The sequence below is a fragment of the Burkholderia sp. lig30 genome (genome assembly GCF_000687455.2).
Lineage (GTDB): Bacteria > Pseudomonadota > Gammaproteobacteria > Burkholderiales > Burkholderiaceae > Burkholderia.
Window position 1 is genome coordinate 54,054 of record NZ_JGVW01000085.1, and the last position, 20,283, is coordinate 74,336.

Here is a 20,283-nt window from a genome sequence, read left to right on the forward strand (position 1 = left end):
GCGCAACAAAATTTTCGAATTATGAGATCTTTTCTCGTAATGCGGAATATTGCTGCGGCGCACCGCGTATTTCTGGCATCCGAACGCGACGCGGCGTGACAAATCCGTTTCCGTTCAACATATCTGGTATCGGTTTTCCATGATTTGCGCTGCGCTACAATCCTGCCATGTTGACCGACCGGCTTTTCGCACGCTCGGCGCGACCGTCCGGCCCGCCGGCGGATTCGCAGCCGTCCCGCTGGCACCACGGACCGTGGTGGTCCAATTCCTATTTGCTGACGCCGCTGCTGTCGATCCTCGTGTTCCTGGTGGTGATGAGTCTCATCCTCTGGAGCCTCAACCGCCGGGAGCAGCAGCAGCAGGAAGACACCCTGTTCCGTAACGTCGCGTGGGCGCAGCAGCAGATCCGCCTGTCGATGACGGGCGCTCAGGAGCAACTGCAGGCGCTGTCGCGCGACCTCGCGGCCGGCCGCCTCGATCAGAACGCGTTCCAGATGGCGGTCGCGGACGTGATGCAGACGCATCCCGAGATCCTCTACCTGAACTGGTACACGGCGCCCGGCACGCAGCGCTGGGCGACCGTCCGGCCGCCCGAGCACGGCCAGCGGCTCGCGAAGCCGAACGACGCGCAGATGGAAGACGCCGTGCGCGGCGCATACGCGGAAGCGCGCAGCTCGCGCCGCCAGGCGTATTCGCCGCTGATCTACGACGACTTCGGCAACGGCTACATCACGCTGCAGACGCCGGTGATTCGCGAGCGCGAATACCTCGGCGCGATCGCGGCCGTGTTCTCGGTCGAAGGCATCCTGCGGCACGACATCCCGTCCGAGCTGTCGTCCAAGTACAAGATCTCGATCACCGACGCGAACAACCGCGAGCTGTCGTCGACGTCGTCGCGCCCGCGCCTGCCGCGCGACTCGCACTACGACCTGCCGCTCGACCCGCCCGGCCAGGGGCTGACCGTGCGCGTCTACGCGTTCCCGCAGCTCACCAACCTGACCAACAACACGCTCGTCTGGCTCGTCGCCGGGCTGTCGTGCTTCGTGCTGTGGAGCCTCTGGAGCCTGTGGAAGCACACCCGGCAGCGCTTCGAGGCGCAGCAGGCGCTGTATGCGGAGGCCTTCTTCCGCCGCGCGATGGAGAACTCGGTGCTGATCGGCATGCGTGTGCTCGACATGCACGGCCGCATCACGCACGTGAACCCGGCGTTCTGCCGGATGACCGGCTGGGACGAGAGCGACCTCATCGGCAAGGTCGCGCCGTTCCCCTACTGGCCGCGCGACGCGTATCCGGAGATGCAGCGCCAGCTCGACATGACGCTGCGCGGCAAGGCGCCCAGCTCCGGCTTCGAGCTGCGCGTGCGGCGCAAGAACGGCACGCTGTTCCACGCGCGCCTCTACGTGTCGCCGCTGATCGACAGCTCGGGCCGCCAGACCGGCTGGATGTCGTCGATGACCGACATCACCGAGCCGAAGCGCGCGCGCGAGGAGCTGGCCGCCGCGCACGAGCGCTTCACGACCGTGCTCGAAAGCCTCGACGCGGCCGTGTCGGTGCTCGCAGCCGACGAAGCGGAGCTGCTGTTCGCGAACCGCTACTACCGGCATCTGTTCGGCATCCGCCCGGACGGCCATCTCGAGCTGTCCGGCGATGGCTTCGACCACGCGCAGGCGTCGTCGGATTCGATCGACATGATCGACGCGTTCGCCGGCCTGCCGGCCGCTGCGCTGACCAACAGCACCGCGGACGCGCAGGAGATCTACGTCGAGAGCATCCAGAAGTGGTTCGAGGTGCGCCGCCAGTACATCCAGTGGGTCGACGGCCACCTCGCGCAGATGCAGATCGCGACCGACATCACGACCCGCAAGAAGGCGCAGGAGCTCGCGCACCAGCAGGAAGAGAAGCTGCAGTTCACGAGCCGCCTGATGACGATGGGCGAAATGGCGTCGTCGATCGCGCACGAGCTGAACCAGCCGCTCGCGGCGATCAACAACTATTGCTCGGGCACGCTCGCGCTCGTCAAGAGCGGGCGCGCGACGCCCGAAACGCTGCAGCCCGCGCTCGAGAAGACCGCGCAGCAGGCGCTGCGCGCCGGGATGATCGTCAAGCGCATCCGCGAGTTCGTGAAGCGCAGCGAGCCGAAACGCCAGCCGGCGCGCGTCGCGGACATCGTCGCCGACGCGGTCGGGCTCGCGGAAATCGAGGCCAGGAAGCGCAGGATCCGGATCGTCACCGAAATCCTCGCAAGAATGCCTATCATTTATGTCGACCCGGTGCTGATCGAGCAGGTGCTCGTCAACCTGATGAAGAACGCGGCCGAGGCGATGGCCGACGTGAAGCCGCCGGCGGCGGACGGCGTGATTCGCGTCGTCGCCGACCTGGAGGCGGGCTTCGTCGACATCCGCGTGATCGACCAGGGCCCGGGCGTCGACGAAGCGACCGCCGAGCGCCTGTTCGAGCCTTTCTACAGCACCAAGTCCGACGGCATGGGCATGGGGCTGAACATCTGCCGTTCGATCATCGAATCGCATCGCGGGCGTCTGTGGGTGGTGAATAATGTCGAGGCGGATGGCAGCATCTCCGGCGCGACGTTCCACTGCAGCCTGCCCATTGGGGAACCCGAGGATCTCGGCCGAGGGGGGTCCGAGGCATCGGCATCACATACTGTTACGGGAGAACTATGAATAGCCCTGTCACCACCACTCAGGAAACCGTCTTTGTCGTCGACGACGACGAGGCCGTGCGCGACTCGCTGCGCTGGCTGCTGGAGGCGAACGGCTATCGCGTGCAATGCTTCTCGAGCGCCGAGCAGTTCCTCGATGCCTATCAGCCGGCGCAGCAGGCAGGCCAGATCGCGTGCCTGATCCTGGACGTGCGGATGTCGGGCATGAGCGGCCTCGAACTGCAGGAGCGCCTGATCGCCGACAACGCCGCGCTGCCGATCATCTTCGTCACGGGTCACGGCGACGTGCCGATGGCCGTGTCGACGATGAAAAAGGGCGCGATGGACTTTATCGAGAAGCCGTTCGACGAGGCGGAACTGCGCAAGCTCGTCGAGCGGATGCTCGACAAGGCCCGCAGCGAGAGCAAGAGCGTGCAGGAGCAGCGCGCCGCGAGCGAGCGCCTGTCGAAGCTGACCGCCCGCGAGCAGCAGGTGCTCGAGCGGATCATCGCCGGCCGCCTGAACAAGCAGATCGCCGACGATCTCGGCATCAGCATCAAGACGGTCGAGGCGCACCGCGCGAACATCATGGAAAAGCTCAACGTCAACACGGTGGCCGACCTGCTGCGCCTCGCGCTGTCGAAGAAGCAGGCCTGACGCACCCGGCCTGACGCGCCGCCGCGCACGCCGGCCGGCGCGCGCCGTTCCCCGCACGCGCCGCGCCGTCCGTCTTCGCGGTGCCGGCAGCCCCCGCCGTTCGGCGCGCCGATGGCGCTTCCCGGGCATTTCCTGTCGGGCGGCGGCATGCGGGCGGTATAATTCCATGCTTTGCTGCGGCGCCGACCCGGTCGCCGCACGCCCGCATTCCAACTCCCAAGCTAGATCCCACCATGACAGCCATCCTCATCGACGGCAACGCCCTCTCGAAGACCCTGCGCGCCCAGGCCGCCGAACGCGCCGCCGCGTTGACGGCGCGCGGCCACCAGCCGGGCCTCGCGGTGATTCTCGTCGGCGACAACCCGGCCAGCGAAGTCTACGTGCGCAACAAGATCAAGGCGTGCGAGGACAATGGCTTCTCCTCGCTGAAGGATCGCTACGCGGCGTCGCTGTCCGAGGCCGACCTGCTCGCGCGCATCGACGAGCTGAACCGCGATCCGCGGATCCACGGCATTCTCGTCCAGCTGCCGCTGCCCGCGCATATCGACAGCCACAAGGTGATCGAGGCGATCGCGCCGGAAAAGGACGTCGACGGCTTCCACGTCGCGAACGCCGGCGCGCTGATGACCGGCAAGCCGCTGTTCCGCCCGTGCACGCCGTACGGCGTGATGAAGATGTTCGAGGCGCACGACATCCCGCTGCAAGGCGCGAACGCGGTCGTGATCGGCCGTTCGAACATCGTCGGCAAGCCGATGGCGATGCTGCTGCTCGAAGCGGGCGCGACCGTCACGATCTGCCATAGCAAGACGCGCGACCTCGCCGCGCATACGCGGCAGGCGGACATCGTCGTCGCCGCGGTCGGCAAGCGCAACGTGCTGACCGCCGACATGGTGAAGCCCGGCGCGACGGTGATCGACGTCGGCATGAACCGCGACGAAGCCGGCAAGCTGTGCGGCGACGTCGACTTCGCGGGGGTCAGGGAAGTCGCCGGCCACATCACGCCGGTGCCGGGCGGCGTCGGCCCGATGACCATCACGATGCTGCTGATCAACACGATCGAAGCCGCCGAGCGCGCCGCGTCGGCCGCCTGATCCCCCTCCCCGTCCGGCGCGTCGTCTGGCGCGCCGGCACCGCGCCGCCCGCCGGGCGCGCATCCGTCCCCGCTCGATCGCGTCATTGGAAACTATCGATTGGAAAGCGCACGATGCGCCCCAATAATGTCGATAGCAGGCGCCCGCGCGCGCCAGCCTCATCCCCCGGTTCACCCCGCAACAGACAGGGAGTCTTATGTCCGCAAGCGCCAACACCAATCCGCTCCTCGATTTCTCGGGCCTGCCCCGCTTCGGCGAGATTCGTCCGGAACACGTCACGCCCGCGCTCGACACGCTGCTCGAGACCGCCAATCGCGCCGTCGACGACGCCAGCGCGCCCGGCACGGCGGCGACCTGGGCGGAGATCGTCGAGAAGGTCGAGCATGTGACGGAGCCGCTCGGTCGCGCATGGGGCATCGTCGGCCACCTGAATGCGGTGGCCGATACGCCGGAACTGCGTGCCACGTACGGCGAGAACCTGCCGCGCGTGACCGAATTCTGGTCGAGCGTCGGCCAGAACCTCGCGCTGTACGAGAAGTACAAGGCGATCGCCGCGAGCGGTGAATATCCGGCGCTGTCCGCCGAGCGCAAGAAGATCCTCGACAACGCGCTGCGCGACTTCCGCCTGTCGGGCGCCGAGCTGCCCGAGGAACAGAAGCCGCGCTTCGCCGAGCTGCAGGAGCAGCAGGCGGCGCTGTCGAAGGCGTTCTCCGATCACGTGCTCGACGCGACCAACGCGTATGCGTATGTCGCGCAAACCGAAGCCGAACTCGCCGGGCTGCCCGACGACGCGATCGAGGCCGCGCGCGAAGCGGCACAAAAGGACGGCCACGAAGGCTGGAAGTTCACGCTGCATTTCCCGTCCTACTTCCCGGTGCTGCAATACGCGGACAACCGCGCGATGCGCGAGACGCTGTATCGCGCGTACGCGACGCGCGCGTCGGAGCTGGGGCCGCAGTACGGCGACGGCAAGGCCGGATGGGACAACACGTCGATCGTCGCCGACGAACTCAAGCTGCGCCGCGAGGAGTCACAGATGCTCGGCTACCGCAACTTCGCGGAAGTGTCGCTCGCGCCGAAGATGGCCGAATCGCCGCAGCAGGTCATCGCGTTCCTCGAGGATCTCGCGGTGCGCGCCCGCCCGCACGCCGAAAAAGACTGGGACGAACTGCGCGCGTTCGCGGCGGCGGAACTCGGCCTGACGGAACTCGCGCCGTGGGACGTCGCCTACGCGGCGGAGAAGCTGCGCGAGCAGCGCTATGCGTTCTCGGAAAACGAGGTCAAGCAGTACTTCCCCGAGCCGGCCGTGCTCAAGGGGCTGTTCACCGTCACGGAAACGCTGTTCGGCGTGAGCATCAAGCCCGACGAAGCGCCCGTGTGGCACAAGGACGTGCGCTTCTTCCGCGTCGAGAACCGCGACGGCTCGCTCGTTGCGCAGTTCTACCTCGACCTGTACGCGCGCGAAGGCAAGCGCGGCGGCGCATGGATGGACGACGCGCGTTCGCGCGCGAAGCGCGGCGACGCCGTGCAGACGCCTGTCGCGTATCTCACCTGCAACTTCTCGGCGCCGGTCGGCGGCAAGCCCGCGTGCTTCACGCACGACGAAGTGATCACGCTGTTCCATGAGTTCGGCCACGGCCTGCACCACATGCTCACGCGTGTCGACGAACTGGGCGTGTCGGGCATCAACGGCGTCGAATGGGATGCGGTCGAGCTGCCGTCCCAGTTCATGGAGAACTTCTGCTGGGAATGGGATGTGCTGACGTCGATGTCGTCGCACGTCGACACGGGCGCGCCGCTGCCGCGCGCGCTGTTCGACAAGATGCTCGCCGCGAAGAACTTCCAGAGCGGGCTCGGCACGCTTCGGCAGATCGTGTTCTCGATGTTCGACATGCTGCTGCACGTCGACTTCGATCCGGCCGGCGCGGTGAGCGTCAACGACTTCGCGCGCGCGATCAACGAGCGCTTCCACGTGATCCCGCAGGCGCCGTTCTCGCGCTGGCCGAACACGTTCAGCCACATCTTCGCGGGCGGCTACGCAGCCGGCTATTACAGCTACAAGTGGGCGGAAGTGCTGTCGGCGGACGCCTACGCGGCGTTCGAGGAAGCCGCGCAGTCGGCGGGCGGCAGCGTGCTCGACGTCGCCACCGGCACACGCTATCGCCGTGAGATTCTCGAGGTCGGCGGCAGCCGGCCGGCGATGGATTCGTTCAAGGCGTTCCGCGGCCGCGAGCCGAAGATCGACGCGCTGCTGCGCCACAACGGGATGGCCGCGCCCGCGCAATAAGCGCGCGCGAAGCGTGTGAAGACGGCACCGCGTTGCGGTGCCGTTTTTTCATGGTGCCGGCCATTCGTGCTCGAACAGCGCGATCTGGCCGTGCCGTTCGGCCGTGTCCTCGTCGATGCGCACGCCGACGCCGAGCAGCCGCACCGGCTGCGCACGCCGCGCCAGCCCCTTCGCGAGCAGCGCGACGGCCGTCTGCGCGCTGGTCGCGTCGGCGATGCATTCGACCGTGGTGCGCTGGAAGTCCGCGAAGCGGATCTTCACGTACAGCTTGCGGATCGACCTCGCCGCGCCCGCGCGCGCGATGCGCGCGTCGAGCGAGTCGACCAGCCGGCGAATTTCGGCCGCGCACTGGTCGAGCGTCGTCAGATCGGTCACGTAGGTCGTCTCGACGCTGACCGACTTGCGCTCCTGGTCGGCCACCACGCGCCGCTCGTCGATACCGCGCGACAGCTCGTGCAGGCGCCGCCCGAACGCGCCGAATTCGCGGTGCAGGTCGATCAGCGGCCATTCGCGCAATTGCGCGCAGGTCTGGATGCCGAGCCGGTCGAGGCGCGCGGCCGTCACCTTCCCCACTCCGAACAGCTTGCGAACCGGCAGCGCCGCGACGAACGCGTCGACTTCATGCGGGCGCACGACGAACAGGCCATCCGGCTTGTGCCAGTCCGACGCGATCTTCGCGACGAACTTGTTTGGCGCGACGCCCGCCGACACGGTCACGCCGACCGTGTCGCGCACGCGTTCGCGGATTTCGCGCGCGATCAGCGTCGCGCTGCCCTGGCACCGCTCCGACCGGCTGACGTCGAGATACGCCTCGTCGAGCGACAGCGGCTCGACGTCCGGCGTGTAATCGCGATAGATCGCCATGATCTGGCGCGACGCGGTGCGGTACTTGTCCATCGACGGCGGAAGGATCAGCAGGCCCGGGCACTTGCGCATCGCGAGCGCCGACGACATCGCGGAATGCACGCCGAAGCGGCGTGCCTCGTAATTGCAGGTCGCGATCACGCCGCGCTGGTCCGGACGACCGCCGACCGCGAGCGGACGCCCGCGCAGCGACGGGTCGTCGCGCATTTCGACCGATGCGTAGAAGCAATCGCAGTCGCAGTGGATGATCTTGCGCACGAGCGGCGGCGCGTCGCTCGACGGCGGCGCTGGCGGATCGGCGGACGGGACGGTAAGCGCATTCACGGTGTCGATACTGTACAAAAACACAGTGACTGTTTCAACTGCGCCGTGCCGCCCTGCGTTGCTGTGCCGTTCCGGGCCGTTGCGCGAGCCGAGTGTCCCGGCGAGCGTTGGTGCTCAATGCTCTCAGCGTCGTGTGTAATCGCGGCGCCGCCAATAAAGGCAATCGGATTGATTGGCCAAGGGGGCCGAAAATCTCGGCCTGGTGTTACCGGATGCCAAACCGATGACACCGAAGGTACTCACCCACCCGTCATCCAGAAAAAAACAACCATTAGCAATGCGAATCTCGAATTTTTACGATTGATTCTTCTTTGTCGTTTCCGCTAGTTTGGTAGGTGGGAATTCTCACCAATTTACCAACGGAGGAGATCCGGATGAGTAACGAGCAGAGGGCGCCGACCGATCTTTTTTCCACCATCGACGCACTCACAAAGCGCGACGGCCAGGTGACAACGGCCAACAACCGCCTGACCGGCATCGAACTTGTCATTGCCCGCGTCGGCGATATCGTCACCTGCAAGGATGACAGCGAGGCCGCATGATCCGCTATTTTCTCGCCAAGGGCGACCGCGCCGGAAGCGCGGTGATTACCCAAGGTCTCGAACACGTGACCTGTTCGAATCCACCGCCGAGGGTGCACATCGCCACGCTCTATATGAAGACCTATTGCACTGCCTGCAAGCAGGAGGGGTTTATCGCGCCGAAAGGGCCGCGCCGCTCCGGCACGGGGCCAAACGGCCAGCCGTGGGCGTTAAGCGGCGACATCAACGTCTGTGGCTGCAATCCGCCTCCCGTCTTTTATGCCGAGCGCGGCATGACGATGACCTTCACGTCGCAAGAGGTGGCGGCGCTGGCCGGAGAAAGAGCCATCTCGGTCGCGGATACCACGAGGACCGAGGCGGCGTCGGAAGCGCAGGCCGATGCATCCACCACCTATGACGAGCAGGTGCGCGCCGGTATCCGCACCACGGCACCGCAGGACTACCCGTATCTGGTCGAAATGAGCGACGGGCGCACGTTTGCCGGGCGTGTCGACAGTAATGGTCAGTTACCGCGCGTCCGCACTGAGGCTGCCGACAGCTACATCATCTATTGGGGCGAGGACGCCCTTGCACATAAGGACTGGATGTCATGCCAAACAGACCGACAACGGTAAGAACGAATACGACGCCGAATTCCATCAAGGTAGTGCAACTACGGGCGGTGACGTTCAAGGAGTTATGGGAGGCTTACCCGTCGGGCGATCCCCATGACGATCCGGCGTATACCAATCAGTGTGCAATTCGCATGAGCGTCGCCTTCCATCGCGCCGGCATTGAAATGAAGTCGTTTTCGTCGAAGGTGGTCAAGCCGCTCGGCGGTCAGCCGAGCATCGGGCGAATCCTGATGAACGGAAAGGCAACCGCTACACGTGCCAACGAACTTGGGGAATGGCTGAAGCTACAACCGCTCGCGGGTTTGGGAAGAGCCGAAAACATTACAGGGCAAGATTGGCGAGATAAAGTTAAAGGTCGAACTGGCATCATTATGTTTGATGGCTACTGGGCCCGCGAAGGGGAAGCAGAAGGGAATGCCAGCGGCGGACACATTGACTTATGGAATGGCGAAAAACTCACCGGGTTCGGCAGCGGACTCCGAACACGCTGGAATATCGTTATCCCGGGTTTTTGGTCGGATTTTAGAAATTCAAAAACCGTTTTATTTTTCCAAATAAAATGAAATTTTTACGAGCTGCCGTTGGCGCCATCGCTGGCGCCATCATAATTACGTTTTTTTTCTGGTTCGGCCTGTATCTTTTCGGCGTCTTCATTCTTCACGGGAAAGGAAGCCTGTTTGACACAAATCCACAAGCAGCCAATCTGTTTTTTGCCGGTTGGTTCATCGCTATGGTTACCGCATCGACAGTCGGCGGCTGGCGTGGTTACGTATCGGCCCGAAACCGGGTAGAAAAAAACGGGCAGCATGGCTAACGCATCCCGTTTCAGACCTTCTTCGCGCCCCCCCTGACTTGATCCGCGGTTAATTCTTGTCGAATCTGAAAATATCGAATCGGAGGTCGGTAAAACTGCCGTAGCGCGACTCGGGGCACGGCTTGCATCCGCCCAACTGCGCCGTGCCGCCCTGCGTGGCCGTGCCGTACTGGCCCGTTGCGCACAGACCGTACCGCCGCGCGTGCGCACCGGCCCCTATACTCGCCGCAATGAATGCAACGGGAGCCACGCAAATGAAGACGATCGGACTGATCGGCGGGATGAGCTGGGAGTCGTCGGCGGAATACTATCGGATGCTGAACCGGCACTCGAAAGCGCTGCACGGCGGACATCACAACGCGAAGAGCGTGATGGTGACGGTGGATTTCGCGGAAATCGAAGCGCTGCAGCGCGCGCACGATTGGCCGGCGCTCGGTGCGCACATGGCCACCGCCGCCCGCCAGCTCGAAGCGGCCGGCGCGGACCTGATCGTCCTCACGACCAACACGATGCACCGCGTGCACGACGCGATCGAGCACGCGGTCGCACTGCCCTTCCTGCATATCGCCGATCCGACCGGCGAAGCGTTGCGGACAGCGGGCGTCGCGCGCGTCGCCCTGCTCGGCACGCGCTACACGATGGAACTGCCGTTCTACGCGGAACGGCTGCGCGAGAAATTCGGGCTCGACGTGCTGGTGCCGGATGAGCACGAACGCGGCGAGGTGCACCGGATCATCTACGACGAGCTGTGCCACGGCGTGATCGAACCGGCGTCGCGTGCGGCGTATGTACGGATCATCGAAGGGCTCGCGCATCGCGGCGCGCAGGCGGTGATACTCGGCTGCACCGAGATTACGCTGCTGATCGGTACGCAGGACTCGCCGCTGCCGGTGTTCGACACGACGGCGCTCCATGCGCAGGCTGCAGTCGAATGGGCGGCGCGTTGAAGCGCACGCAGAAAACAAAAAACCCGGCATGGAGCCGGGTTCTTTTTGGCGAAGCGCGCATCGGTCACTTGCGCTGCACACCGCCTGATGTGCTTGGTTGCGGGGGTAGGATTTGAACCTACGACCTTCGGGTTATGAGCCCGACGAGCTGCCAGACTGCTCCACCCCGCGTCAGAGAAAGAAAGTATAGGGTTATTAAACACTCACGTCAATACTTTTGTCACGATTCTTTCTTGCAGCCGCGATACGCGGGGCGCACGGCCATCCAACAAGCACCTGATGCCGACGCTCGGCGACCGCCTGATGGCAGACGTTACGCGATTTGATTTCAGCGATCTGCTGACAGCAATGGCTTGATCGCCTGCAGTACCGGATTGTCATTGTCCCGACGGAATACGAATAGCTGCGTCACCGGCCGCGCCGGCATCGTTGCCACGGCGCGGAAAACGACGTCGTCGAAATGCAGGTTCGCCGCCGATTCAGGCACCAGCGCAACACCGAGCCCCGCGCGCACAAGCGCCAGCATCGTGTGGATCTGGCTCACGTATTCGACCACCGTCGGCACGACGCCGGCCGCCTCGAACAGGCTGTTGACCAGATTGTGGAAATAGCGCGCCTCGTACGGTGAGTACATCAGCAGCGGCTGCCCGTCACAGTCCTTCAGCGTGGGCTGGTCCGGCCAGTCTGCCACCATCGCCTCGGGCAGCGCGAGCACAAGCGGCTCGTCAGTGCAGTGGCGCGTTTCGAGTTCGCCGTGCTCGACCGGCGGGCGCACGAGACCAAGATCGATCTGTCCGGCCTCAAGCGCTTCCAGTTGCGCGCCGCTCACCATCTCCTTGAGCGTCAGGCTCACGCCGGGCACGCGTGCGCGAATCGCGCGCACCAGCGACGGCAGAAGCCCGTAGCCGACCGTCGCGGTATAGCCAACGCCAAGTGTGCCGGCCATTCCGCCTGCCACGCGCCGCGCGCTGGCGCTCGCCTCTTCGGCCAGGCGCAGCAGGCGCGCGGCGTCGGGCAGAAAACTGCGCCCGGCCGCCGTCAAGCTGACTGACCGACTGGTGCGATGCAGTAGTTCAGTACCGACCTGGTGTTCGAGCAGGCGGATCTGCCGGCTGAGCGGCGGCTGCGTCATGTTCAGGCGCAGCGCGGCGCGTCCGAAGTGGCGTTCTTCGGCGACGGCGACAAAGCAACGGAGTTGGCTGAGCTCAAACATCGATTCAAAATTGGTATCAATGAAGTCATTCTTTATTCTGTACCAGCATTGATCGGGGTGCAAGAATCCTCACATCACGATCCATCACGAGCGAGCCCAACCATGTCCCACTACACCCCGGCCGATTTCGCCCGCCAAGTCGGCAACGGCCTGCTGTCCTTTCCTGTCACCCATTTCAAATCCGATTTTTCGTTCGACGAGCACGCCTACCGCGCGAACCTGAATTGGCTGTTCAGCCATGACGCAGCCGGCCTGTTCGCCGCCGGGGGCACCGGCGAGTTCTTCTCGCTGACGCCCACCGAGGTCGATCGCGTGGTGCGCGCCGCCGTCGAGGAAACCGGCGGCCGCATTCCGGTGATCGCGCCAGCCGGCTACGGCACCGCCACCGCGATCGAGTACTGCCGCGCCGCCGAAGCGGCGAACGCCGACGGCATCCTGCTGCTACCGCCCTACCTGACCGAAGCGCCGCGCGACGGCATCGCCGCGCACGTCGAAGCGGTGTGCCGCTCGACCAAGCTGGGCGTCATCCTCTACAACCGCGCGAACCAGCAGCTCGACGACGTCGAATTGTCCCGTCTCGCGGACCGCTGCCCGAACCTGGTCGGCTTCAAGGACGGCGTCGGCGATATCGAACTGATGACGCGCATCTATTCGCGCCTCGGGAATCGTTTCACGTACATCGGCGGCCTGCCGACCGCCGAGACGTTCGCACTTCCGTATCTCGAAATGGGCGTGACCACGTATTCGTCCGCCATCTTCAACTTCGTACCCAGGTTCGCGCTGGATTTCTACGCGGCCGTACGGGCGCGCGATCACGCGAAAGTCTATGAAGCACTCAACCGCTTCGTGCTGCCGTACATCGAGCTGCGCAACCGCAAGCGCGGCTACGCCGTATCGATCGTGAAGGCCGGCATGAAGGTCACTGGCCGCGACGCAGGTCCGGTGCGCACGCCGCTCGTCGACCTGACAGAAAGCGAGCTGGCCGAGCTGGCCGCCCTCGTCGCCCGGATCGCGTAAGGAGGAAAAATGTACGTGACAGGAGATCTGCTGATCGGCGCCGGCGAGCAAGCGAACAACGGCGCGAACCGCGAGTGGCGGGCCGTTGATCCGGCGACCGGCAATACGATCGAGCCGCCTTTCGTGCAGGCCGAAGCGGCCGACGTTGCACGCGCGTGCGCACTGGCAGCGGCCGCATTCGACGCGTATCGCGACACCACGCCGGAAGTCCGCGCGCGCTTCCTCGACACGATTGCCACGCAGATCGAAGCGATCGGCGACGTGCTGATCGAACGCGCCATGACGGAAACCGGCCTGCCCCGGCCGCGCCTGACCGGCGAACGCGCGCGCACCTGCAATCAGCTGCGCCTGTTCGCGACGCTCCTGCTGCGCGGTGACGTGCAGGGCGCACGCATCGATCCGGCGTTGCCGGCGCGCGCGCCTCTGCCGCGCCCGGATCTGCGGATGCGTCGCATCGGTCTCGGGCCGGTCGCGGTCTTCGGCGCAAGCAATTTCCCGCTCGCGTTTTCGGTCGCGGGCGGCGATACCGCTGCCGCGCTCGCGGCAGGCTGCCCGATCGTCGTGAAAGCGCATCCCGCGCATCCGGGCACATCCGAGCTGGTCGGACGTGCGATCCGGCGCGCGGTCGCCGAATGCGGCCTGCACGAAGGCATATTCTCGATGCTCACGGGCACCGGCAACGAGATCGGCGCGGCGCTGGTCGCGAATCCGCTGATCCAGGCGGTAGGCTTCACCGGTTCGCGCGCAGGCGGGCTCGCGCTGCTGCGTATCGCGCAGGCTCGTCCGCAACCGATTCCCGTCTATGGCGAGCTCAGCGCGATCAATCCCGTGTTTCTGTTGCCCGGTGCGCTGGCTGAACGCGCGGACACCCTCGGAAAGCAGTTCGCCGCGTCGTTGACACTCGGTGCCGGGCAGTTCTGCACGAACCCGGGAATGCTGCTGGCGGTCGACTCCGACGGGCTCGACGCGTTCGTCGAGGCTGCGCAGCATGCGCTCGCTGCAACGCAGCCGCAGACGATGCTGACCGGGGGGATTCGCCGCGCGTACGAACAAGGCGTCGAGCGGTTCGCGAAGCACACGCACGTCACGACGCTCGCTCGGGGCGCAGTCGATGCGTCGCGCCCGAATGCAAGCTCCGCCGCATTTTTTTCGACCTCCGCCAGCGCGTTTCTGGATGATCCGGCCCTGCACGACGAAGTGTTCGGCGCCACGGCGCTGCTCGTGCGCTGCCGCGATCAGCACGAGCTGCTGCAGGTGGCAGAAGCGCTGGACGGCCAGCTGACCGCGACGCTGCAATACGCCGACGCCGACCTGCCGCTCGCGCGCCGCATGCTGCCGGTGCTGGAACGCAAGGCCGGCCGCATTCTCGCGAACGGCTGGCCGACCGGCGTCGAGGTAGCGGATGCGATGGTGCACGGCGGCCCATGGCCGGCAACGACGGATACTCGCATGACCTCGGTCGGCACGGCGGCGATCGAGCGCTTCCAGCGGCCGGTCTGCTATCAGGATCTGCCGGATGCGCTGTTACCCGCCGAACTTCAGCGCGCCAATCCGCTCGGCCTGCGCAGGCTGATCGATGGTACCTGGCAGACGACGTAATACGCGCGGCAACGCGCACGAGGCGGCGCGGACAACTCCCGCCGCCTGACGTGGAGGCCGGCACATCGACCGGCCCCACCAAAGCAATCTCACAGGAGACAAGATCATGAGAGCTGCACCTAGCGCGACTGGAGGCGCCGCAATCGAAACGCAGCGGCGCAGCCGGGTCCGTTACTCGATTCTGGCGATGCTGTTCCTCGTCACCACGCTGAACTATGCGGACCGCGCGACGCTGTCGATCACGGGCTCCGCGATCCAGAAGGAACTGCATATCAACGCGGTATCGCTCGGCTACATGTTCTCGGCGTTCGCATGGTCGTACGTCGCCGCACAGATCCCGGGCGGCTGGCTGCTCGACCGTTTCCGAGCGCGCATCGTCTATGGGTTCAGTATCGGACTATGGTCGTTCTTCACGTTGCTGCAGGGCTCGGTCGGCTTTTTCGCGGGCGGCACGGCCGTCGCCGTGCTCTTCGCACTTCGGCTCGCGGTGGGCCTCGCCGAATCGCCTTCGTTTCCGGGCAACAGCCGCATCGTCGCGACGTGGTTTCCTACCGCCGAGCGCGGCATGGCTTCCGCCGTGTTCAACTCCGCACAGTATTTCGCAACCGTGCTGTTCGCTCCGCTGATGGGATGGATCGCGCACGATTTCGGCTGGCACTGGGTGTTCTACGTCATGGGTGCCGGTGGCATCGCACTTTCATTTGCATGGCTGAAGATCGTGCGCGACCCGCGCAACCATCCGCGCGTGAACGCCGCTGAATTCGACCATCTGGAGCGCGGCGGCGCGCTGATCGACCGCACCGCACCGAGCGCCGATGCCCAGGCCGAACGGACCGGCACGATGCGCTATCTGCCGCAGTTGCTGCGCAACCGGATGCTGCTCGGCATCTATATCGGGCAGTACTGCATCACCACGCTCACGTATTTCTTTCTCAGCTGGTTCCCCGTGTACCTCGTGCAGGAGCGCGGCATGACGATCCTGAAGGCCGGCTTCATGGTGTCGATGCCCGCGATCGCCGGCTTTCTCGGCGGCATTCTGGGCGGCATGTGGTCGGACGCGATGATCCGGCGCGGCTATTCGCTGACCGTCGCGCGCAAGACGCCGATCATCGCCGGCATGCTGCTGTCCACCGCGATGATTGCGTGCAACTACGTGGATTCGCCGATGCTGGTGATCGGCATCATGGCGCTCGCGTTCTTTGGCAAGGGGATTGGTGCGCTCGGCTGGGCCGTGGTGTCGGATACGTCGCCGAAGCAGATCGCCGGCCTGAGCGGTGGCCTGTTCAACACGTTCGGCAACGCGGCAGGCATCACGACGCCGATCATCATCGGTTACATCGTGCAGGGAACCGGCTCGTTCGCCGGGGCGCTGCTGTTCATCGGCGCGAACGCGATCGGCGCGATTCTTTGCTATGCATGTGTTGTCGGCGAAATCAAACGCGTCGAACTCAGGTAATTCTGGAGCATTTTCATGACTCGATATCAAACCCCTGTCGTCACTTCCGTGCGCGTCGTGCCCGTCGCCGGGCAGGACAGCATGCTGCTCAACCTGAGCGGCGCGCACGCCCCGTTCTTCACGCGCAACATCGTGCTGATGGAGGACAGCGCCGGGCACACCGGGCTCGGCGAAGTGCCCGGCGGCGAGGGAATCCGCAAGACGATCGAGGACGCGGGCGCGCTCGTGGTCGGCCAGCCGATCGGACACTGGCAGGACGTGCTGAACCGCGTGCGCACGACATTCGAGTCGCGCGATGCGGGCGGGCGCGGACTGCAGACGTTCGACCTCCGCATCACGGTTCACGCAGTGACCGCGCTCGAGGCCGCGCTACTCGACCTGCTCGGGCAATTTCTCGACGTGCCGGTCGCCGCACTGCTCGGCGAGGGGCAGCAGCGCGACGCGGTCGAGATGCTCGGCTACCTGTTCTACATCGGCGATCGCACGAAGACCGACCTGCCCTACCGCAGCGAGTGTGATGCGGCGGATGGGTGGTTCCGTGTCCGCAATGAAGCGGCGTTGACGCCTGACGCGGTCGTGCGCCTGGCCGAAGCCGCATACGAACGCTACGGCTTCCGGGATTTCAAGCTAAAAGGTGGCGTGCTGAGCGGCGAAGACGAAATCACCGCGGTGACGGCACTGGCCAGGCGCTTTCCGGACGCACGCATCACGCTCGATCCGAACGGCGCGTGGAAGCTCGACGAGGCGATCCGCCTGTGCAAGGGCAAGGGCGACGTACTCGCCTATGCGGAAGATCCGTGCGGCGCGGAAGACGGCTATTCGGGGCGCGAAGTGATGGCCGAATTCCGCCGTGCGACCGGCTTGCCGACGGCGACCAACATGATTGCTACCGACTGGCGGCAGATGGGCCATGCGATCCAGTTGGGCGCGGTCGACATTCCGCTGGCGGACCCGCATTTCTGGACCATGCGCGGTTCGGTGCGCGTCGCGCAGATGTGCGCGGACTGGGGATTGACGTGGGGTTCGCACTCGAACAATCATTTCGACATCTCTCTGGCGATGTTCACGCACGTGGCGGCAGCCGCGCCCGGGCGCATCACCGCAATCGACACGCACTGGATCTGGCAGGACGGCCAGGCGTTGACGCACGATCCGCTGAAGATCGTCGGCGGCAAGGTCTCCGTGCCGCAGCGGCCCGGTCTCGGCATCGAGATCGATCAAGCGGCGCTGGAGGCGGCGCACCAGCTGTATCTGAAGCACGGACTGGGCAGCCGCGACGACGCGCAGGCGATGCAGTATTTGATCCCCGGCTGGCGGTTCGATAACAAACGTCCGTGCCTGGTACGGTGACCCCATGGAACAGCCCCCGCTTTACATTCGCGTCCACCCGGACGACAACGTGGCCATCGTCGTCAACGACGGAGGTCTGGGGGAAGGTGCGACCTTTCCGGACGGACTCGTGCTGCGCGAGCGCGTGCCACAGGGGCACAAGGTCGCGCTGCGCGATCTCGCCGAGGGTGACGCGGTCGTGCGCTATGGCGTCGTCATCGGCCACGCGCTGGAAGGGCTGCCCGCGGGCAGCTGGGTGAACGAGCATGTGATGCGCATGCCTGCCCCGCCGGACCTCGGCGAATTGCCGATCGCGACGATCCGGCCGCCGGCGATGCCGCCGCTCGAAGGCTACACGTTCGACGGCTATCGCAATGCGGACGGCTCGGTCGGCACGCGCAACATCCTCGCGATCACGACGACCGTGCAATGCGTGGCCGACGTGGTCCGGCACGCGGTGACGCGCATCAAGTCCGAATTGCTGCCGAAGTTTCCGCACGTCGATGATGTCGTGAGCCTCGGGCATACGTACGGATGCGGCGTGGCGATCGATGCGCCGGACGCGATCGTGCCGATCCGCACCGTCCGCAACATCGCGCTGAACCCGAACTTCGGCGGCGAGGTGATGATGGTGAGCCTCGGTTGCGAGAAACTGCAGCCCGAGCGCCTGATGCCGCGTGGCACGATTCCGGTCGCGGCAGCGAACGCCATCGACGGCGACGGCGCGGCAGGCTCGAATGGCAACGTCGTCGTGCTGCAGGACGAATCCCATGTCGGTTTTCAGTCGATGATCGCATCGATCATGCAGATGGCCGAACGGCATCTGGAACGGCTCAACGCGCGCCGACGCGAAACGTGCGCGGCATCGGCGCTCGTCGTCGGTGTTCAATGTGGCGGCAGCGACGCGTTCTCCGGCCTGACCGCGAATCCCGCAGTGGGCTTCGCGGCCGATCTGCTGGTGCGCGCCGGCGCGACGGTGATGTTTTCCGAAGTCACCGAGGTGCGCGACGGCGTCGCGCAACTGACCGGGCGGGCCGCCAATGCGGACGTTGCCGAGGCAATCATTCGCGAGATGGCGTGGTACGACGCCTATCTGAAACGCGGCGGCGCGGATCGTAGCGCCAACACCACGCCGGGCAACAAGAAGGGAGGCCTGTCGAACATCGTCGAAAAGGCGATGGGATCGATCGTCAAATCGGGCAGCGCACCGATCTCTGGCGTGCTCTCGCCAGGAGAGAAAGTGACGCAAAAAGGTCTGATCTACGCGGCCACGCCCGCCAGTGATTTCATCTGCGGCACTTTGCAGGTCGCGGCCGGGATGAATCTGCACGTGTTCACGACGGGCCGCGGCACGCCGTACAGCCTCGCAGAAGTGCCGGTCATCAAGGTGGCCACGCGCTCCGATCTGGCGCGCCGCTGGCACGACCTGATGGACCTCGACGCCGGCACGATCGCAACGGGCGCCGCGACCATCGAAGACGTAGGCTGGGCGCTCTTCCGCCTGATGCTCGACATCGCCAGTGGACGCAAGCAAAGCTGTGCGGAGAAGCTTGGGCTACACAATGCGCTGGCGCTTTTCAATCCAGCACCGGTGACGTGACGGACACTGTCGAACCGATTCGCAGGAGATGGCGGGCGCTCGAGCCTGACACAAGAACGCCCCGCATTTTGGGGCGTTCGTCGTGACTGGATCAGGAATTCATCCCGGTTCTTCGCGTCGCGTATCCACGTCGGCGCCCCCCTTACCGCCGAGAGCGTCCAAGCCATCCTGACTGGCGCGAGCGCAGCCTGAGCCTCCCCTCGGCGCTCAGCTCCCGAGCGCCACCCCGCCGTCCTCACTTCATTCCCCTGTCTCTCCACCCTGTCGCCGCGCGCGATATGATGACGCTCGCCTGCAAGTCGCCCGGTTTCCTGCCGACGCCCAAGCTGGTAGCCAGGCTGGTAGCCAGCCCCCAAAAAGACGGTTCAATCGGCCGCAAACCCTTGCACAGCAAGGATGAGAGAATTTCATGAAAATTGCCACCTGGAACGTCAACTCGCTCAACGTCCGCAAGCAGCATGTGCTCGACTGGCTCGCGCAAAGCCAGACCGACGTGCTGTGCCTGCAGGAGCTGAAGCTCCCCGACGAGAAATTTCCGCGCGCCGATCTCGAAGCAGCAGGCTATCGCTGCTGGTTCGCAGGCCAGAAGACCTACAACGGCGTCGCGATTCTCGCGCGCGACACGCTGCCGGTCGAGGAATCCGACGTCGTGCGCAACATCCCCGGCTTCGAGGATTCGCAGCAACGCGTGATCGCCGTCACGATCGCCGGCGCGCGCATCATCTCCGCGTACTTCCCGAACGGCCAGGCGCCCGATTCCGACAAGTTCGTCTACAAGATGCAGTGGCTCGATGCGCTCAACGCGTGGCTGCGCACGGAGATGCAGCGCTACCCGAAGCTCGCGCTGCTCGGCGACTACAACATCGCGCCCGAAGACCGCGACGTGCACGATCCCGCCAAATGGGAAGGCCAGAACCTCGTGTCGCCGCAGGAGCGCGCGCATTTCGCGCAACTGGTCGAACTGGGCCTCGTCGACGCGTTCCGCCGTTTCGAGCAGCCGGAGAAGACCTTCACCTGGTGGGACTACCGGATGCTCGCGTTCCGCCGCAACGCCGGGCTGCGGATCGACCACATCCTGCTGTCCGCGCCGCTCGCGAACGCGTGCACGTCGTGCGAAGTCGATCGCACGCCGCGCACCTGGGAGCAGCCGTCCGACCACACGCCGGTCGTCGCGCAGCTCGATCTCCCGCTCGCCTGACGCGATGAAAAACGGGGCGCCAAAGCGCCCCGTTCGTCTCCGGTCTCCCGGCTCGCGCCGGCCGATCCCGCC

At 65.3% G+C, this 20,283-nt stretch carries 17 protein-coding genes and 1 tRNA gene; 15 read left to right on the forward strand and 3 right to left on the reverse strand.

Annotated elements, in window-relative coordinates; all coding sequences use genetic code 11:
• Positions 1-167 precede the first annotated feature (167 nt).
• The 4 genes from fixL to LIG30_RS15680 all read left to right on the forward strand — a co-directional run bounded on the left by fixL (position 168) and on the right by LIG30_RS15680 (position 6,694).
• Positions 168-2,681: an oxygen sensor histidine kinase FixL gene (gene fixL, locus LIG30_RS15665; RefSeq protein ID WP_038713521.1), complete on the forward strand. Its 2,514-nt coding sequence runs from the start codon at positions 168-170 to the stop codon at positions 2,679-2,681.
• On the forward strand, positions 2,678-3,316 hold the full coding sequence (fixJ, locus tag LIG30_RS15670; protein ID WP_006493245.1) for an oxygen response regulator transcription factor FixJ: 639 nt from the start codon (positions 2,678-2,680) through the stop codon (positions 3,314-3,316). The genes fixL and fixJ overlap by 4 nt, the downstream gene beginning before the upstream one ends.
• A gap of 233 nt (positions 3,317-3,549) precedes the next feature.
• Positions 3,550-4,407, forward strand: a complete 858-nt coding sequence (folD, locus tag LIG30_RS15675; RefSeq protein ID WP_038713522.1) for a bifunctional methylenetetrahydrofolate dehydrogenase/methenyltetrahydrofolate cyclohydrolase FolD — start codon at positions 3,550-3,552, stop codon at positions 4,405-4,407.
• 196 nt (positions 4,408-4,603) lie between these two features.
• Positions 4,604-6,694 (forward strand): M3 family metallopeptidase, encoded by a 2,091-nt coding sequence (locus LIG30_RS15680; protein ID WP_038713523.1) that lies wholly within the window; start codon positions 4,604-4,606, stop codon positions 6,692-6,694.
• Between the two features lie 48 nt (positions 6,695-6,742).
• On the opposite strand, the gene dinB is transcribed toward LIG30_RS15680, so the two are convergent.
• Positions 6,743-7,906, reverse strand: a complete 1,164-nt coding sequence (dinB, locus tag LIG30_RS15685) for a DNA polymerase IV (RefSeq protein ID WP_038713524.1) — start codon at positions 7,904-7,906, stop codon at positions 6,743-6,745.
• Between the two features lie 350 nt (positions 7,907-8,256).
• Between dinB and LIG30_RS26815 the strand changes: the two genes are divergently transcribed.
• The 5 genes from LIG30_RS26815 (at position 8,257) to LIG30_RS15700 (ending at position 10,799) form a co-directional block, all read left to right on the forward strand.
• Positions 8,257-8,424 carry a hypothetical protein gene (locus tag LIG30_RS26815; RefSeq protein WP_160326703.1) on the forward strand — a complete coding sequence of 56 codons (168 nt, stop codon included), beginning with the start codon at positions 8,257-8,259 and terminating at the stop codon, positions 8,422-8,424.
• Positions 8,421-9,038, forward strand: a complete 618-nt coding sequence (locus tag LIG30_RS27280; RefSeq protein ID WP_235510314.1) for a hypothetical protein — start codon at positions 8,421-8,423, stop codon at positions 9,036-9,038. Before LIG30_RS26815 ends, LIG30_RS27280 begins: the two co-directional genes overlap by 4 nt.
• On the forward strand, positions 9,014-9,601 hold the full coding sequence (locus LIG30_RS25400) for a type VI secretion system amidase effector protein Tae4 (protein WP_083494057.1): 588 nt from the start codon (positions 9,014-9,016) through the stop codon (positions 9,599-9,601). The genes LIG30_RS27280 and LIG30_RS25400 overlap by 25 nt, the downstream gene beginning before the upstream one ends.
• Complete coding sequence (locus LIG30_RS26410) at positions 9,598-9,852, forward strand: hypothetical protein (RefSeq protein WP_152986109.1); 255 nt, start codon at positions 9,598-9,600, stop codon at positions 9,850-9,852. Before LIG30_RS25400 ends, LIG30_RS26410 begins: the two co-directional genes overlap by 4 nt.
• A gap of 254 nt (positions 9,853-10,106) precedes the next feature.
• Positions 10,107-10,799, forward strand: a complete 693-nt coding sequence (locus LIG30_RS15700; protein WP_038713526.1) for an aspartate/glutamate racemase family protein — start codon at positions 10,107-10,109, stop codon at positions 10,797-10,799.
• A 94-nt stretch (positions 10,800-10,893) separates the two neighbouring features.
• On the opposite strand, the gene LIG30_RS15705 is transcribed toward LIG30_RS15700, so the two are convergent.
• Both LIG30_RS15705 and LIG30_RS15710 read right to left on the reverse strand, forming a co-directional pair.
• A tRNA-Met gene (locus tag LIG30_RS15705) sits at positions 10,894-10,970 on the reverse strand.
• A 157-nt stretch (positions 10,971-11,127) separates the two neighbouring features.
• Positions 11,128-12,012, reverse strand: coding sequence for a LysR substrate-binding domain-containing protein (locus LIG30_RS15710; RefSeq protein WP_038713527.1), 885 nt, complete (start codon positions 12,010-12,012; stop codon positions 11,128-11,130).
• A gap of 102 nt (positions 12,013-12,114) precedes the next feature.
• Between LIG30_RS15710 and kdgD the strand changes: the two genes are divergently transcribed.
• The 6 genes from kdgD (at position 12,115) to xth (ending at position 20,211) form a co-directional block, all read left to right on the forward strand.
• Entirely contained in the window at positions 12,115-13,029 is a 915-nt protein-coding gene (gene kdgD, locus LIG30_RS15715) for a 5-dehydro-4-deoxyglucarate dehydratase (protein WP_038713528.1), read from the forward strand.
• 9 nt (positions 13,030-13,038) lie between these two features.
• Positions 13,039-14,628, forward strand: a complete 1,590-nt coding sequence (locus tag LIG30_RS15720) for an aldehyde dehydrogenase (NADP(+)) (RefSeq protein WP_038713529.1) — start codon at positions 13,039-13,041, stop codon at positions 14,626-14,628.
• A 106-nt stretch (positions 14,629-14,734) separates the two neighbouring features.
• Positions 14,735-16,084, forward strand: coding sequence for an MFS transporter (locus tag LIG30_RS15725; RefSeq protein ID WP_051995041.1), 1,350 nt, complete (start codon positions 14,735-14,737; stop codon positions 16,082-16,084).
• Positions 16,085-16,099: 15 nt separating this feature from the next.
• Entirely contained in the window at positions 16,100-17,434 is a 1,335-nt protein-coding gene (gene gudD / locus LIG30_RS15730) for a glucarate dehydratase (RefSeq protein WP_038713530.1), read from the forward strand.
• Between the two features lie 4 nt (positions 17,435-17,438).
• Positions 17,439-19,013, forward strand: coding sequence for a galactarate dehydratase (gene garD / locus LIG30_RS15735; protein ID WP_038713531.1), 1,575 nt, complete (start codon positions 17,439-17,441; stop codon positions 19,011-19,013).
• A gap of 409 nt (positions 19,014-19,422) precedes the next feature.
• Positions 19,423-20,211, forward strand: a complete 789-nt coding sequence (xth, locus tag LIG30_RS15740) for an exodeoxyribonuclease III (protein ID WP_038713532.1) — start codon at positions 19,423-19,425, stop codon at positions 20,209-20,211.
• Positions 20,212-20,283 lie beyond the last annotated feature (72 nt).